Here is a 16,738-nt window from a genome sequence, read left to right as displayed (position 1 = left end):
GTTGACTGTGTAAGGATTAATATGTTTTCGGGAATGCTGTTAATTTTCCTACCATTGATTATTGGCTATCTCATTCCGGTCAGTCGACCGTCCGTCTTAGACTTTATCAATACCCAAACCAGCCGCTTGGTATTGGTGATACTGGCTTTAATGGGACTCAGTCTTGCCGGGCTGGATAACCTGAGCCAAAACCTCAACCAAATTCTGACCTATACTGTGGTCTTCTTTGTGTTGATCAGCGGCTCCAATATGCTGGTGCTGCCGTTGATCGACCGCTTTTTTCCGATCCCGACGGAACATGAACACCAGCGTGTGCCTTTTCGTGAAATGATGATGGAGTCGGTCAAACTGATCTTCGTGGTAGCGGGCGGCCTCATCGCCGGTTTACTGGCGGGGATTGATTTGAGTTGGGTGGATCAAGCCAGTGAAATTATTCTGCTTATTTTACTTTTTTTAATTGGCATCCAGCTGCGTAACAGCGGCATGACCTTGAAACAAATCATCTTGAATAAGAAAGGGGTATTGATTGCACTGGCGATCGTCGGTACCTCGCTACCCGCCGGTATGCTGGCAGCCTGGATCCTTGATTTACCGATGAATCAGGGCCTGGCAATGGCTTCAGGCTTTGGCTGGTACTCGCTGGCAGGGATTTTGATTGGTGATCACTTAGGGCCGGTCATGGGAGGCGTGGCGTTCCTCAATGAACTACTGCGCGAACTGGTGGCATTAACCCTGATCCCTATCATCATTCATCGTTACCCGAACACTGCTGTCGGCTATGCCGGTGCTACCGCATTAGACTTTACGTTGCCGGTGATCAAAACCTGTGGTGGTATTCGTTGTGTGCCGATTGCGATTGTCAGCGGCTTTATTCTGAGTTTGCTGGTGCCTATCTTTATTCTGTTCTTCTTATCGCTATAAGACCGGCTTGTGTCAAACACCGCTCGGTAAGATAAGCGCGTGGAAAGCCTTTTCATCAAGGCTTGCCACGCGCTATGAGCAAATTAGCGATACCTTCTCATTACGACATCACAGCCACGACAGACAAGAACTGGCGGGTAATGCGCTCATCCCCTTCAGCCTCGTAGTCAATGTGTGCTTTAGGCTTGCTGTTCGTTACCAAACGCCAAAACTCTTTTTGATCAATCCTAATCGTATTCACTGCTGTCTCTGGGCTCGCGGTTAATTCGGCCAGAGATCCTTCCGTTTGATCAGGCGCAGAAAGAGTAAATACAATCCCCTGCTCAGATTTTTGCAAGACATAGTGCCCACCGCAGTCACCGCTAATCAGGATATTGAGGGTAAACGCCGATTCCGGTATTGCTGCATAAGCAACGGGGATCGCCCGTACAAAACAATCAATGATCGGTTGGAAAAACGCTTTTTCGTATAATCGCCCTTCTATGCCCAATGCTTCGCGAATCTGCATCTGATGATGCCACTTCTCGGTATATTCCCGTGCAATATCAAACCAGTTTTCAGACTCACTTTCACCCGCCCAATTAACGGGAAATAGAGCTTTACCCTGCGGGTCTAAGGTAGCCAGAAAATCCACCAATTCATCACCAGAAGATTGCAATAGCGAGAGTAAGATCTGTGGGCTTAGGCGTTGAGTCGCTTGCATCCAAGCATTATTTTGAGATTGGATAAAATCAACCAAATCCTGATGAGAGTGGATCTCGGGAGGGGCCGTGAAATAACCGTCGCGATCCATGGCCAAACGGCGTAGCGAAGTATCAATAAGATGACTGACTAAATCTTTAACCCGTCGCCCTTTTAAACACGTTTCCTGTTCCCAAGCAGCGTTGTCCAGACTCTGTAATAAGCCCAATAACTCCGCATTAAGCGCCGGAAATACCGTTAAGACGTTTATGACTTTTTGTTCCATCATGTCGTTCACCTTGCAAACGAAAATTAGGGTAACTGCAAGTACCAAAAATTTCACAGCATGACAGAATCACACAGCCTTCTTTGTATATCAACTATTTAATTTCATCTATAAGCATGGTGCTTTGCTGGCTAAGGCGAATATCACCTCACAAACAGCAGACAATAAAAAAGGGAAACCGAAGCTTCCCTTTTGGATGTCAGAGTGAGGGGGACGTATTAGTTATTACGGATCCACTCATCCATATCAGATTTCAGGTTGTCAGATTTTGTACCGAAGATAGCCTGTACACCACCGCCTGCAACAACAACACCTGCTGCACCCAGTTTCTTCAGTTTATCTTGGTCAACATTGTCAACGCTTGCTACTGCAACACGTAGACGAGTGATACATGCATCTAGACCTGTGATGTTTTCTTTACCGCCGAATGCCATTACTAGCTCTTTTGCTAGCTCAGAACCTTCTGCTACGCCTGCTTTGTTGTCTTCATCATCTTCACGGCCTGGTGTTTTCAGGTCGAACTTAGTGATCATGAAGCGGAACACGGTGTAGTAAATCACTGCGTATACTAGACCCACAGCAATCATCAGACCCATCTTCTGTGCGTGACCAGACAGCACTAGGAAGTCAATCAGACCGTGAGAGAAAGATGTACCGTGTACGAAACCAAGCATGTTAGCAACAACGTATGCAGAACCCGCTAGTAGAGCATGGATACCGTATAGTACTGGTGCAACGAACATGAATGAGAATTCGATTGGTTCAGTGATACCTGTTAGGAAAGAAGTCAGTGCTGCTGACGCCATGATACCCATTACTTTCGCACGGTTTTCAGGCTTCGCACAGTGAGCGATAGCAATCGCTGCTGCTGGTAGACCGAACATCTTGAACATGTAACCACCCGCTAGCTGACCGAAGCCGTTACCCGCTGCGCGAGATACTTCGTCTGCTACTAGGTAACAAGTCAGTACGCCGTTCTGTGTTACGCCGTTTGCATCAACACAAGTACCGGCTTCAAAGAAGAATGGTACGTTCCAAACGTGGTGTAGACCAAATGGGATTAGAGAACGCTCAACAACACCGTAGATACCGAATGCTAGCGTTGGGTTCTGGTGTGCAGCCCAGTCAGAGAATGCAGAGATTGCACCACCGATTGGAGGCCATACAACAGACAGGATGATACCCAGTGCAATCGCAGAGAAACCTGTGATGATTGGCACTGCACGCTTACCGGCAAAGAAGCCTAGGTAATCAGGAAGCTGAATACGGAAGAAACGGTTGAATGCCCAAGCAGCCACACCACCGACTAGGATACCACCTAGTACACCAGTGTCGATCTTGTCTACACCCATTACGTTCGCCATCACGCCTAGCGTCGCTGTCATGATGCCGTAACCAACGATCGCTGCAAGACCTGCAACACCGTCGTTATTTGTGAAGCCAAGTGCCACACCTACTGCGAACAGTAGTGCCATTTGACCGAATACAGAACCACCTGCTTGCTCCATCAAGTTAGACACGATGTCTGGAATGAAGCTCAAGTTAGCTGCACCAACACCCAGTAGGATACCGGCAACCGGTAACACAGATACTGGAAGCATCAGTGCTTTACCGACTTTTTGCAGGTTTGCAAAAAGGTTCTTAAACATAATCTGCTCCTGAATAAGAGGTTTTAATTAGATTTTAAGTCAGTATCAACGACCTACCCCCGTAGTCTTGCTGTTGATACCGCTCTTTTATATACAGCATAAGTATAAGATGCGGACGTAAATATAACTTGATGGCTGTCAAAATTGCTAATCCAGAGTGAAATTTTATTTCAAAACTCAATATTGATCACAGTCAGATATCTGATAGAAACCACAATAAAAGCAACTTAAAGCATTGAAATAAAAGGGGTAAATCAAGAAAAATAAGACTTTCTTTGATATGTTATTTTCTTTCAATACTGTAAGTAACGTTACTTAACGTTACAAAAATAGAATGGTGTAATATTAGGAAGGAAATGGGTGTTTTTATACAGCACGGTGATATAACTGTTATTACTTTGTTTCACCACTAATCAGCAGGCATAAAAAAAGGAGCTTTCGCTCCTTTTTTAACCTTATTTACGTTTGGCTCGCGAAAAAAGTGAAAAGAAGTTTTCTGTGGTCACAGCTTCCACTTCTTCGGCCGATACACCTTTCAATAATGCAATGTGTTCAGCCACTTCGCGCACATAAGCTGGTTGGTTTTGCTTACCACGATACGGAATAGGCGCCAAATACGGCGAATCGGTTTCCACCAATAAACGCTCTAGCGGCAACTGACTCACCACATGCTTCAGTTCGCTCGCTTTATTAAACGTAACAATGCCTGAAATAGAGATGTAAAAGCCCAGCTCAATCGCCTCTAGTGCCATTTCCAAGCTTTCAGTAAAGCAGTGCAATACACCACCACACTTTTCAGCCCCTTCTTCACGCAAAATCTGCATGGTGTCTTCACGGGCCATACGGGTGTGGATGATCAACGGTTTATTCAGCTCAACGGCCAAGCGAACGTGCTGACGGAAGATCTCTTTTTGCGCTTCTGCCAATTCTGGCTGGTAGTGATAATCCAGACCGGTTTCACCAATCGCAATCACACGCTCATGAGAGGCATACGCTTTCAGCTTGTCGTAATCAAAGCCCCCTTCGATATCCAGCGGGTGGACACCACAAGATGCGAACACATTCTCATGCGGTTCAATCATGGCCATCATGTTTGGGAACGAATCCAACGTCACGCCAACAGACAGAAAGTATTCCACACCACGGGCTTTGGCTTTCGCCAACACATCATCAATCCCTGTATGAAGTTGCTCGTAATCCAATTTATCCAGGTGACAATGCGAATCAACTAACACGCGCTTTTCCTCTTCAACTGACTTCTTTCATTACTTGTGCCACTGTCAGGTTACTCTGCCAGCAGCACGCTTATCGGGTTATCACGCCGTCGGCGCAACCATAAACCCGGTTAACCAATCCACCATTAACAGCTCGGTATTCAAACCGGAATGCTGATCCAATTGCTGATACAGTGCATTGGCTTTTTTGATCTGACTGATCAATAGCATCGGGCTGATTGTTGCAGCCGCCTGTTGTACTAACGGCAACGATTCACAATGGATCAAATGCTGGGTTACCCCTTGTTGCACTTTCATGCAATCCACCATGAAATAGCTCAGCCATTTCAGGCTTTGGTGTCCTTCTGCCGCGCACTGAGCCGCCACATCATACAACCCAATAAAAGGCGGTTGTAAAAATGCCGCAAACGCCGTCAACAAATGGCCGTAGCGAATATCTTGCCCTTGCTCAATAAACTGCAAGGTCGCAAGCGGTGCACGGCCGTTCAAACGCACGGTTTCCCGCTTGATGCTCTGCATTAACTGCTTCTCAACCCATTTTTGGGTGGAGGCTTCATCCGGCATCGGCAAACGCCATTTGTTGCAACGGCTATTGATGGTCGGCAACAAATTATCCAGCGAAGCCGCCAGCAAAATAAACTGACAGCCCGACGGCGGCTCTTCCAGAGTTTTCAGCAAGGCATTGGCTGCCGCTTCACCCATGGCGTCCGCCTGATCGATCAAGATAATACGCTCTGCACCCAACTGTGAGGTTTCCACCGCCCAGCGGTTACATTGGCGCACTGCATCAACCCCAATGGATTTGCCTTCCTGCACAGGTGCCAACAGATGGAAATCCGGGTGGGTGCCGGCTGCAAATAAGCGGCAGCTATGGCACATACCACACGGCTCTGTGACACCATTTTGGCAAAGGACGGTTTGTGCTAACTGCTTCGCCAGCACATCTCGCCCACTGCCCTGCGGGGCAACCAGCAAAATGGCATGGTGCAAGCGGCCTTGTTCAAGCAGTTGCTGCCAGTTCTGCCATACCCCTTCTTGCCACGGATATAACATGTTACTGCTGCTCCAACCATTGTGTCAGAGCGGCTTGAATGTCTTGTGTGACTTTTTCCAAGCTCTGGCTGGCATCAATGATCACCACACTCGGGTCGTTTTCTGACAGTTCAAGGAAACGGGCACGGGCACGGTGGAAGAAGTCGATGTTCATCTGCTCGATACGATCCAACTCACCACGACCACGGGCACGTTCCAGACCCAATACCGGATCGATATCCATGTAAATGGTGAAGTCCGGACGGAAGTCGCCCAGCACGGTGTCACGCAAACGCATCATCACATCACGGTCAAAACCACGACCACCGCCCTGGTACGCCTGAGAAGACATGTCATGGCGATCACCCACTACCCAGTCACCTTTGGCAAGGGCTGGTTTAATGACATTTTCCACCAATTGCGAACGGGCTGCGTACAACAGTAGCAACTCTGCCATGTCCGTTAACGGCTCGTCCGGGTGGCCTTCTTTGACCAATGTGCGCATTTGCTCTGCCAGCGGCGTGCCGCCAGGCTCTCGGGTGGCCGTGATGTTCGCGATGCCGTTGTTCGCTAACACATCCATCACTTGCTGAATGGCAGTACTTTTACCTGCACCTTCCAGCCCTTCGATTACGATAAATTTACCCATTATTTATTATTTCTTAGTGTTCTTAAGTACGCACGCACCGCACGATTGTGTTCAGCAAGTGTCTTGGAGAATTTGTGGCCGCCTTTACCGTCTGCCACAAAGTAGTAATAGCCACTGTCGTCTGGCTTCATCGCTGCCAATACCGAGGCCTTACTTGGCATGGCAATCGGCGTCGGTGGCAAACCAAAAATGGTGTAGGTGTTATAAGGCGTTGGGGTGCGCAAATCACGCTTACGGATATTGCCATCGTATTTATCCCCCATGCCGTAAATCACGGTCGGATCCGTCTGCAGGCGCATGCCTTTGTTCAAACGGTTCATGAACACGGATGACACCACGCCACGCTCACCGTCAACCGCCGTTTCTTTTTCAATGATCGACGCCATGATCAGCGCTTCATACGGGGTTTTCAGCGGAATATCGGCATCACGTTTTTCCCACGCACCGCTCAACAAGGTGTTCATGTCGCGGTAAGCACGGCGCAGGATATCCAGATCCGAGGTACCGGCAGTGTAATGGTACGTTTCCGGCAATAAATAGCCTTCCAGCTTATCAACGTTCGCACCCAGCGCCTTGGCAATGTCAGGCTCCGTCATGCCGTCCGTCGCATGCACAATGTGTGGCGCGGCTTTCAGCTGATCCAGCCAATCCACAAAACGGTCACCTTCAACCAGCGTAATGGCAAACTGGTGCTCTTTACCTGACGCCACTAACGCCAGCACATCACGCAGTGTCATATGTGCCGGGATCAGGTAGGTACCGGTTTTCAACTGCGCCAATTGCGGCTCTAAACGCGGGATAAAGCGCGTCCACGGTGATGCCGCGATAACCTCTTCGCTCACCAACTGATTTAACAAACCACGGTACGACGTGCCCGCCTTCACCGTGATCAACACGTCCTCTTGATTCAGTACAGATTGATCAAGCGATGATTTCACCTGCTGATAAGACCAACCCACACCGCCAGCGGCGATCAAGGCAAGCAGGCATACAACTATCACCAACTTCTTTAGCACGTATACAACCTCTTATTCAGTTCACTGAGCATGTGTCGCTCGGTAAACGTAACTCCATGAATTTCATTAATCGGCACCAGCGCCATCAAGGCATTGGTTATAAACACTTCATCGGCCGCAAGTACGGACGCAATGGGCGCGTTGACCAACCGCGTATGATACCCCATTGCCTCCAGCAATTCGATAACATGCCGACGCATCACTCCTTCCACTCCCGACATTGTCAGTTCAGGGGTAAAAACCTGATCGCCTTGGCGCCAAAACAGGTTAGAAGCGACCGTTTCAATCACCTGACCGTCAACATCGCACACCAGAGCGTCCAGCCAGCCTTGCGCTTCCACTTCACGCTTGAGCATCACCTGCTCTAACCGGTTCAGATGCTTCAACCCGGCCAACATAGGGGCCTTCGCCAGTTGCTGCTGACAAACACCCAGTGCAATGCCGTTTTGTTGCCACTGAGTATAATGGATAGGCCAGGCAAAGGTCGAAATCACCACTTGCGTGTCACTGCAGCCAGTCGGGCTGTATCCTCGCCCGCCGCTACCACGGCTGATCAGAATTTTGATCCCCGCTTTCTTTGGCGCAGCACTGGTGGCGCACAAATCTGCCGCCAGCTGGTGCACGGTATCCGTTAATGCCGGCCAATCCGGCGCGGCGATCGCTAGCCGTTCCAGTGCGGTTTGCAAGCGCGCCAAATGGAATGGCCATAATCGAATCATGCCCTGCTCCACCAGCATGGTGGTGAAACAGCCGTCCCCATATTGCATCGCTCGATCAGTCACGGCGACCGACGAGGCATTCACACCATTAATTAGGATCATCCACCACCCAATACACAAGCCCCTGCACACCTGTTCGCGATATGCAGAGATAAAAAAACGGCCCAACGCAATGCGCTGGGCCGTCTATCATAACAGGTCACATAAAAATTATGACAACCGGTTATCCATTAGATTTTTTTGAACAGTAGAGAACCGTTCGTGCCGCCGAAACCGAATGAGTTACACAGTGCGTACTCAAGGTTAACCTGGCGAGCTTCACCTGGTACGTAATCCAGGTCACAGCCTTCATCTGGGTTGTCTAGGTTGATTGTTGGCGGAACTGCCTGATCAACAAGAGACATTACAGAGATGATTGATTCAACAGAACCGGCTGCACCCAATAGGTGACCAGTCATTGATTTAGTTGAAGATACCATCACTTTATCTGCTGCTGCACCCATAGCACGCTTGATGCCAAGGGTTTCAGCCACGTCACCCGCAGGGGTAGACGTACCGTGGGCGTTGATGTAGCCGATTTGGTCAGCGTTGATACCCGCATCACGGATAGCCGCTTCCATCGCCAATGCACCGCCTGAACCGTCAGCTGATGGTGACGTCATGTGGTAAGCATCGCCACTCATACCAAAGCCAACAAGCTCTGCGTAGATTTTCGCACCACGTGCTTTCGCGTGTTCGTATTCTTCCAGCATCATCATACCGGCACCGTCACCTAGAACGAAACCGTCACGATCTTTGTCCCATGGACGTGATGCTGCTTGTGGATCATCGTTACGTGTAGACAGGGCTTTCGCTGCTGCAAAGCCACCCATGCCTAGTGGTGTTGATGCTTTTTCCGCACCACCCGCTAGCATAGCGTCTGCATCGCCGTATGCGATCATGCGTGCTGCATGGCCAATGTTATGAAGGCCAGTTGTACACGCGGTAGAGATAGCGATGTTTGGACCACGTAGACCGTGCATGATAGACAGGTGACCTGCGATCATGTTCACGATAGTAGAAGGCACAAAGAATGGGCTGATTTTACGCGGACCTTTTTCCATTAGGGCTTCATGGTTCGCTTCGATAAGGCCTAGACCACCGATACCAGAACCAATTGCAACACCTACACGGCTCGCGTTTTCTTCTGTAATTTCAATACCAGAGTCTTTTAATGCTTGAATGCCCGCTGCGATACCGTATTGGATAAACAAATCCATTTTACGAGCATCTTTCTTAGACATGTACTCTTCACAGTTAAAATCATTGATCATACCTGCGAAACGAGTAGCAAAAGCGCTAGCATCAAAATGTTCAATAGTGCGGATACCGCTCGTCCCGGCTAATAGGGCTTTCCAAGATGATTCAACAGAATTACCTACCGGTGACAGCATACCCATGCCAGTAACAACTACGCGACGCTTAGACACGATTAATTTCTCCGGAAATGAGGGATAAAACAGGGATTGTAAATAAAATCAGGCGGTCATGGTGACCGCCTGGAGGGAGTTCTTTTAATTACTCAGATGCGCCAACAACGTAGTCGATCGCAGCTTGAACTGTAGTAATTTTTTCAGCTTCTTCGTCAGGAATCTCAGTGTCGAATTCTTCTTCAAGAGCCATTACTAGTTCAACAGTATCTAGAGAGTCAGCGCCTAGATCGTCAACAAAAGAAGCTTCGTTTTTAACTTCTGCTTCGTCTACGCCTAGTTGCTCAATAATGATTTTTTTTACGCGTTCTTCGATGTTGCTCATTAATCTATTTCCTTAAAACAAGAATTCGCTAATGCGATTTGCTGTAGTTTATTCAATACTGCAAAAGTTGCAATACTCAAGACGCTGGTCAAACCACGATTTTCAGTGAAAACAAGTTGAGTTTGACCTGCATCATCAAGATATGCAACATTTTTGCTTAAATCATGTACATGCCGCCGTTAACATGCAAGGTTTCGCCGGTTACATAACCCGCATCATCAGAGGCTAAAAATGCAACAGCTGCTGCAATTTCACGCGGATCGCCAAGACGACCTGCTGGCACATTTGCCAATGTTGCCGCACGCTGATCATCATTCAGCGCTTTGGTCATGTCTGTTTCAATGAAACCTGGTGCCACTGCGTTAACAGTAATACCACGCGATGCCACTTCACGCGCCATCGATTTGGTGAAGCCCAATAGGCCAGCTTTTGCTGCTGCGTAGTTCGTCTGACCCGCATTACCCATGGTACCGACAACAGAACCGATGCTGATGATACGGCCGTAGCGCTTCTTCATCATAGAACGAAGTACCGCTTTAGACAGACGGAAAATCGACGTCAGGTTAGTATCCATGATGTCTTGCCATTCGTCGTCTTTCATACGCATCAGCAGGTTATCACGCGTAATACCCGCGTTGTTCACCAGAATATCGATATCACCGAATTCTTCTTTGATCTGCTTCAGTACGGCTTCAATTGACTCCGGTGAGGTCACGTTCAGTGCCAGACCTTTACCCTTGTCACCCAAGTACGCGCTGATCGCTTCTGCACCGCTTTCAGAGGTCGCAGTACCGATTACCGTTGCGCCACGCTCAACCAAAATTTCAGCGATCGCACGGCCGATACCACGGCTTGCACCCGTTACTAGGGCAATTTTACCTTCCAGGCTCATTGTTAATCCTCGTTGAATAATTATTCAGACTTACTTCGCCGCTTCAAGGCTTGCGATGTCGTTCACAGCTGAACCGCCTAGTGAACGCTCGATACGTTTTGTCAGGCCAGTCAGTACTTTACCAGGACCGAACTCAAGCAGAGATTCGATACCTTTACCCGCCATGCGCTCAACAGATTCTGTCCAACGTACTGGGCTGTAAAGTTGCTTAACAAGCGCAGCTTTAATCGCTGCAGGATCAGTTTCTGTCGCAACGTCTGCGTTATTGATCACTGGAAGAGAAGGCGCAGTGAATTCAATCGCTTCTAGCGCAACCGCCAATTTCTCAGCCGCTGGCTTCATCAGTGCACAGTGTGACGGTACAGAAACAGGGAGTGGTAGCGCACGTTTCGCACCTGCTTCTTTACACAGTACGTTCGCACGCTCAACCGCTTCTTTATTACCCGCGATCACAACCTGACCTGGCGAGTTAAAGTTCACTGGTGAACATACTTGATCTTGTGCGGCTTCTTCACATGCCTTCGCAATCGCGTCGTTGTCTAGACCGATGATCGCAGACATTGCACCTACGCCAGCAGGAACCGCTTCTTGCATTAGCTGGCCACGTAGCTCAACCAATTTCACGGCTGCTTTAAAGTCAATCACACCTGCACAAACCAGTGCAGAGTATTCACCCAGGCTGTGACCAGCAAGCAAGGTTGGCTGTGCACCGCCCTGCTCTTGCCATACACGCCAGATCGCTACTGAAGATGTCAGTAGTGCAGGCTGTGTGCGGTGTGTTTGGTTCAAATCTTCTGCCGGGCCGTTTTGTACCAACGCCCATAGGTCGTAACCCAGTGCATCCGATGCTTCAGCAAACGTCTGCTTAACCACATCAAACTGTTCAGCCAGCTCAGCCAACATACCAACAGTTTGAGAACCCTGACCTGGGAATACAATCGCGAACTTAGACATTCGAGAATCCTTATTATTGTGACTGCGCGATTTACGCAGTGTCATAGCGGTGCTGCCCTGGCCTTGCCGTTACCGGTTTAACAACATAACCACAACGCCTTCTGGCAGCCCCAAAAAATGTTATTCCATCGCCCGTGTTAGAACTTCACTAACGCAGAGCCCCACGTGAAACCGCCACCAAATGCTTCAAGTAGCAAGGTTTGACCACGCTGAATACGACCATCACGTACCGCTTCATCCAATGCTGTCGGTACGGTTGCCGCTGAGGTATTACCGTGACGATCAAGGGTCACAACCACTTGATCCATCGACATCGACAATTTCTTCGCTGTCGCTTTAATAATGCGCATATTCGCTTGGTGAGGCACCAGCCAATCCAGCTCAGATTTATCCATGTTATTGGCTGTCAGGGTATCTTTTACCAGGTTCGATAGTTGCGTTACCGCCACTTTGAACACTTCGTTACCCGCCATGTACAACCACTTATCTGCACTGAAGTCCTGACCGTGGTCTGGCACAGCAAGGCTGAGCAAGCCACCGAAGTGACCGTCTGCGTGCAGGTGGGTAGAAATGATCCCCGGCTCTTCGCTCGCGCCCAGTACCACGGCACCGGCTGCATCACCGAACAGGATGATCGTTGAACGATCTTCCGGATCACACTTGTGAGACAGCGCATCTGCACCGATCACCAACACGTTTTTCGCCATGCCGGTTTTAATGTGCTGGTCTGCCACGCTCAGGGCGTACACAAAACCAGAACATGCTGCCGCCAAATCAAACGCCGGACAGCCTTTGATATCCAACATGCCTTGTACCTGACACGCTGCAGACGGGAAGCCATGACTCGCACTGGTGGTCGCCACGATGATCAGGTCGATGTCTTCTTTATTAATGCCCGCCATATCAATGGCGTTTAACGCAGCCTGGTAACCCATAACGGCTACTGTTTCATCGGCAGACGCAATACGGCGCTCACGAATACCAGTACGGGCAACAATCCACTCGTCACTGGTTTCAACCATTTGTTCTAAGTCGGCATTAGAACGGACTTGTTCCGGCAGGTAGCTGCCAGTACCTAAAATTTTGCTATACATGAAGACTAATAATGCCTCTCGAGTAAGACTTCTTCCAAACGGTCACTGATTTTGGTCGGTATCTGCCGTTTGACCTCGTGAACCGCTTCACCAATCGCATTGGCAAAGGCGGTCATATCAGCACTTCCATGGCTTTTCACCACAATACCGCGCAATCCTAACAGACTCGCGCCATTATACTGGTCGGGGTTCAGTTGCTTTAGGCTGTCGAATAGGTCACTAAACAGCCATTTAGCCACTAACCGCTTTAAAGGGTTGTCAGAAATCGCTTTCTTGATGTTGCCAATAAATAAGTTAGCCACCCCTTCACTGGTCTTCAGGCTGACATTACCGACAAAACCATCACACACAATCACATCCGCTTTGCCACTGTATAGCTGATCCCCTTCGAGGTAGCCGATATAGTGGATATCCGGTGAGTCGGTCAGCATTTCTGCACACCGTTTCACCAGGTCATTCCCTTTGATTTCTTCTTCGCCGATGTTCAGCAAGGCAACGCGTGGCGGCGTGTCCGCCGATTGCTCAGCCAAAACAGAACCCATTACGGCAAATTGGAATAACGTGTCTGCATCACACGAGACGTTCGCGCCTAAATCAAGCAACCAGGTTTTCTTATGCGTTTGCGTGGGAATAGCCGACACCAGTGCGGGTCTATCCACCCCTGGGAGTTGCTTAAGTATATAGCGGGATAACGCCATGAGTGCGCCAGTATTGCCTGCGCTGACACAAGCGTCAGCTTCGCCTTGGGCAACAGCTTCAATAGCGGCACGCATTGAGGAGCCCTGACTACGACGTAACGCCTGAGACGGACGGGTATCGTTTGCGATGACATGCTCGCAGTGGACAATGCGGATACGAGAGTGGTGCGATTGGTTCAGGAGAGATAATTGAGCAGTGATCGCACTTTGATCACCGAAATATATGATTTTGAGCTCTGGGAATTGCAACAGTGCCTGCACGGAGGCAGGCACTGTTACTTGAGGACCGAAGTCCCCGCCCATTGCATCAAGTGCAACGGTTAGACCACTCAAGGCTCAACCTTACTTGTTGATAACCTTACGGCCACGGTAGAAACCGTCAGCAGTTACGTGGTGACGTAGGTGAGTTTCACCACTTGCAGAATCTACAGATACAGCTGCAGTTGTTAGTGCATCGTGTGAACGACGCATACCACGTGCTGAACGTGATTTTTTGCTCTTTTGTACGGCCATTAACCCTACTCCTGTTAAAATTACTTACTTTAGATTTTTCAATACTGCAAACGGGTTCGGACGCTCATCAGCAACGGGGATCTCACCAAAAGTCATGTTTCCACTGGCTTTACAGTCAGCTTCATCATGCATAGCGACTTGTGGGAGGTCCAGAATCAATTCATCTTCAACAATTTGAATCAGATTGATCTCACCATTTTCGTCGACGTCAGCCGGCTCATAAGCTTCCGGAAAATCATCTGCGGCCTCTGGTTTGAGGAGCGGACTATAACAGAAATCAACACTGTATTCGTGCTGAAATCCTTCCTGGCATCGCTGACAGGTTAAAGTCACTTCAACATCAGCGTGACCACGCACAAAAGCGAGGCGACGTTGGTCTAAGTCAAATGATAAGGTGACGTTTGCATCACGTGTTACGCTCTGCGTTGATTCGGCTAGACGCTCAAGAAGATCGGCTTGGATGATGCCATCGTAGTCGAGTTTTTTCTGAGCAGCGCGAACCGGATCAACCGTACGCGGCAATTTTACCTTTTGCATAGGGCGCGAATATTAGCCTTCTAATCTGTTTGAGTCAAAGGAAATGTGCGTGAATTAACACCATTCAGCTAATTCACAGGCACTTGATTAGTCACGAAACCACCAATCAAGTCACTTCCACCATTTTGTCTGTTATCTGCCTGTCTCACAACGCATTCGGACATGCGAACACAATGGTCAAATAACACACAAAAGCTGATGAAAACCTCACCGTACAGCCGCAGAAGACGGCAAATCTACCGTGTTCGCTCTAGTCATTATAACGTAGCGATCTTCCTAACGGGCGCGTAGACTACCATAACCTTGTTCAACCCGGTACATTTCATGAATCAACCGCTTCTTCTGGCGTCCACCTCGCCATTTCGTCAATCACTGCTTCAAAAACTGCAGTTGCCCTTTACCACTGCGAAACCGGATACCGATGAAACACCCCTGCCCGATGAGCAGGCGGAACAATTAGTCAAACGCTTAGCCGAAAGTAAAGCGCGTGCTTGTGCCGCAGCCCACCCTGAACATTTGATCATTGGTTCAGACCAAGTGTGCGTGATTAACGGCCAAATCGTTGGCAAGCCACATACGGTCGACAACGCCTGTCGACAATTAGAAGCGGCCAGTGGCCAAGTGGTCACCTTCTATACGGGCCTGTGCCTGTATAACGCGAAGACTGACACTGAAGACGTCATTTGTGAACCCTTCCATGTCCATTTTCGCACATTAATGCCGGAGGCTATCCGCAACTATGTTGAACGGGAACAACCGCTCGGCTGTGCAGGCAGCTTTATGTGTGAAGGATTGGGCATTGCCTTGTTTGATCGCCTTGAAGGGCGCGATCCCAATACACTGATCGGCCTGCCGTTAATTGCGTTACGTGAAATGTTAGAAAAACAAGGCTGCCAGGTACTTTAAATCTCTACACAGAGATATAGCCACTTTTATTCACATAAAAAAAGCGGACATGACGCCTTTACGCCATGTCCGCTTTTCTATACGTCATCATCGACTCAGCTTTTACGCAACTTCGCCACCGCATTTTGCAGTTTGGCTTCCATCGGCGCGCTGATGTCCATCGCTTCTTCCGTACTTGGGTGGGTGAACTTGATGTTCGCCGCATGCAGGAACAAGCGATCCAAGCCTACTTTCTTAGTGAACGCATCGAAACGTGGATCGCCATAGCGGTCATCCCATGCAATCGGGTGGCCGGCATACTGACAATGTACGCGGATCTGGTGTGTACGACCGGTCACCGGGCTCGCCTGAATCAAAGTCGCCTGATCCAAACGCTCCAACACTTTAAAGCGCGTATCTGACGGCTTACCGTTCGGGTTCACACGAACAATACTGTTCACTTCGTTTTTCAGCAGTGGCGCGGTGACTTGCTTGCAGCTCGCCTTCCACTCACCCATCACCAAAGCAAAGTAGTATTTCTGTACGGTTTTATTACGGAACTGCTCTTGCAGCTTACGCAGTGCAGAACGCTTCTTCGCTACCAACAGGATACCTGATGTGTCGCGGTCAATGCGGTGCACCAACTCTAAGAAGCGCGCATCCGGGCGTAGCGCACGCAGTGCTTCAATGGCACCGAACTTCAGGCCACTGCCACCGTGTACAGCGGTACCAGAGGGCTTGTTCAGGATCAGCATGTGATCGTCTTCATAAATAATGCAAGACTCCAATACTGCCACTTTATCAAGCTTGGTACTGACCGGCGCTTGTTCTTCTTTTTCCGGTACCGTTACCGGAGGAACCCGAACAAGATCGCCGTCCTGTAATTTGTATTCTGGTTTAATTCGTTTTTTATTCACACGTACTTCGCCTTTGCGCAAAATACGGTAAATCATGCTTTTTGGTACGTTTTTTAGGCGATTGCGAAGAAAGTTATCGATTCGCTGGCCTGCAATATCATCAGTAATTTCGATGAATTGCACTTTTGGTTTATCATCTTTCATGGGTTTCATTCTAACATGCATGCAAAGCAGATTGCCGCAAAAAAGTCACCCTGCTATGATTGGCATGCAAAGGTAGGAAAAAGTGCCTACTTTGCTATCAGGGTGAACAGAATAACACCCAC

The 16,738-nt window shown here is 49.0% G+C and carries 18 protein-coding genes; 2 read left to right on the top strand and 16 right to left on the bottom strand.

Features of this window, described 5'->3' with window-relative positions:
- Window positions 1–21: 21 nt before the first annotated feature.
- Window positions 22–921 carry a LysO family transporter gene (locus ABT58_RS00230; RefSeq protein WP_047872347.1) on the top strand — a complete coding sequence of 300 codons (900 nt, stop codon included), beginning with the start codon at window positions 22–24 and terminating at the stop codon, window positions 919–921.
- A 100-nt stretch (window positions 922–1,021) separates the two neighbouring features.
- Here ABT58_RS00230 and ABT58_RS00225 read toward each other — a convergent pair whose 3' ends face one another.
- From ABT58_RS00225 to yceD, 15 genes are all read right to left on the bottom strand, one after another.
- Entirely contained in the window at window positions 1,022–1,891 is an 870-nt protein-coding gene (locus ABT58_RS00225) for a maleylpyruvate isomerase N-terminal domain-containing protein (protein WP_053062901.1), read from the bottom strand.
- Between the two features lie 215 nt (window positions 1,892–2,106).
- Window positions 2,107–3,537 (bottom strand): PTS glucose transporter subunit IIBC, encoded by a 1,431-nt coding sequence (gene ptsG, locus ABT58_RS00220; protein WP_047872346.1) that lies wholly within the window; start codon window positions 3,535–3,537, stop codon window positions 2,107–2,109.
- 455 nt (window positions 3,538–3,992) lie between these two features.
- Window positions 3,993–4,772, bottom strand: a complete 780-nt coding sequence (locus tag ABT58_RS00215) for a TatD family hydrolase (RefSeq protein ID WP_047872345.1) — start codon at window positions 4,770–4,772, stop codon at window positions 3,993–3,995.
- Window positions 4,773–4,853: 81 nt separating this feature from the next.
- On the bottom strand, window positions 4,854–5,825 hold the full coding sequence (gene holB, locus ABT58_RS00210) for a DNA polymerase III subunit delta' (protein WP_047872344.1): 972 nt from the start codon (window positions 5,823–5,825) through the stop codon (window positions 4,854–4,856).
- A gap of 1 nt (window position 5,826) precedes the next feature.
- On the bottom strand, window positions 5,827–6,456 hold the full coding sequence (gene tmk, locus ABT58_RS00205; RefSeq protein ID WP_189595482.1) for a dTMP kinase: 630 nt from the start codon (window positions 6,454–6,456) through the stop codon (window positions 5,827–5,829).
- Window positions 6,453–7,469 carry an endolytic transglycosylase MltG gene (gene mltG / locus ABT58_RS00200; protein WP_047872342.1) on the bottom strand — a complete coding sequence of 339 codons (1,017 nt, stop codon included), beginning with the start codon at window positions 7,467–7,469 and terminating at the stop codon, window positions 6,453–6,455. Before mltG ends, tmk begins: the two co-directional genes overlap by 4 nt.
- Window positions 7,463–8,290: an aminodeoxychorismate lyase gene (gene pabC / locus ABT58_RS00195; RefSeq protein WP_047872341.1), complete on the bottom strand. Its 828-nt coding sequence runs from the start codon at window positions 8,288–8,290 to the stop codon at window positions 7,463–7,465. Before pabC ends, mltG begins: the two co-directional genes overlap by 7 nt.
- A 128-nt stretch (window positions 8,291–8,418) precedes the next feature.
- Window positions 8,419–9,657, bottom strand: a complete 1,239-nt coding sequence (gene fabF, locus ABT58_RS00190) for a beta-ketoacyl-ACP synthase II (protein ID WP_047872340.1) — start codon at window positions 9,655–9,657, stop codon at window positions 8,419–8,421.
- 88 nt (window positions 9,658–9,745) lie between these two features.
- A complete protein-coding gene (gene acpP / locus ABT58_RS00185) occupies window positions 9,746–9,982 on the bottom strand; it encodes an acyl carrier protein (RefSeq protein ID WP_016961388.1) in 237 nt (78 codons plus the stop codon).
- Window positions 9,983–10,139: 157 nt separating this feature from the next.
- On the bottom strand, window positions 10,140–10,874 hold the full coding sequence (gene fabG, locus ABT58_RS00180; RefSeq protein ID WP_047872339.1) for a 3-oxoacyl-ACP reductase FabG: 735 nt from the start codon (window positions 10,872–10,874) through the stop codon (window positions 10,140–10,142).
- A 30-nt stretch (window positions 10,875–10,904) separates the two neighbouring features.
- A complete protein-coding gene (gene fabD / locus ABT58_RS00175) occupies window positions 10,905–11,828 on the bottom strand; it encodes an ACP S-malonyltransferase (RefSeq protein ID WP_047872338.1) in 924 nt (307 codons plus the stop codon).
- Window positions 11,829–11,965: 137 nt separating this feature from the next.
- Window positions 11,966–12,922 carry a beta-ketoacyl-ACP synthase III gene (locus ABT58_RS00170; RefSeq protein WP_047872337.1) on the bottom strand — a complete coding sequence of 319 codons (957 nt, stop codon included), beginning with the start codon at window positions 12,920–12,922 and terminating at the stop codon, window positions 11,966–11,968.
- A gap of 5 nt (window positions 12,923–12,927) precedes the next feature.
- A complete protein-coding gene (plsX, locus tag ABT58_RS00165; protein ID WP_047872336.1) occupies window positions 12,928–13,953 on the bottom strand; it encodes a phosphate acyltransferase PlsX in 1,026 nt (341 codons plus the stop codon).
- Between the two features lie 9 nt (window positions 13,954–13,962).
- Complete coding sequence (gene rpmF / locus ABT58_RS00160; protein WP_039468809.1) at window positions 13,963–14,133, bottom strand: 50S ribosomal protein L32; 171 nt, start codon at window positions 14,131–14,133, stop codon at window positions 13,963–13,965.
- Window positions 14,134–14,157: 24 nt separating this feature from the next.
- Window positions 14,158–14,670, bottom strand: coding sequence for a 23S rRNA accumulation protein YceD (gene yceD / locus ABT58_RS00155; RefSeq protein WP_047872335.1), 513 nt, complete (start codon window positions 14,668–14,670; stop codon window positions 14,158–14,160).
- Window positions 14,671–14,994: 324 nt separating this feature from the next.
- On the opposite strand from yceD, the gene ABT58_RS00150 reads away from it, so the two are divergent.
- A complete protein-coding gene (locus tag ABT58_RS00150) occupies window positions 14,995–15,576 on the top strand; it encodes a Maf family protein (RefSeq protein WP_047872334.1) in 582 nt (193 codons plus the stop codon).
- A gap of 95 nt (window positions 15,577–15,671) precedes the next feature.
- Here ABT58_RS00150 and rluC read toward each other — a convergent pair whose 3' ends face one another.
- Complete coding sequence (gene rluC / locus ABT58_RS00145; protein WP_047872333.1) at window positions 15,672–16,616, bottom strand: 23S rRNA pseudouridine(955/2504/2580) synthase RluC; 945 nt, start codon at window positions 16,614–16,616, stop codon at window positions 15,672–15,674.
- Window positions 16,617–16,738: the final 122 nt, after the last annotated feature.

Origin of the sequence: Photobacterium aphoticum (genome assembly GCF_001029435.1) — a bacterium.
GTDB lineage: Bacteria > Pseudomonadota > Gammaproteobacteria > Enterobacterales > Vibrionaceae > Photobacterium > Photobacterium aphoticum.
This window is presented reverse-complemented; position numbering and strand designations above follow the sequence as displayed.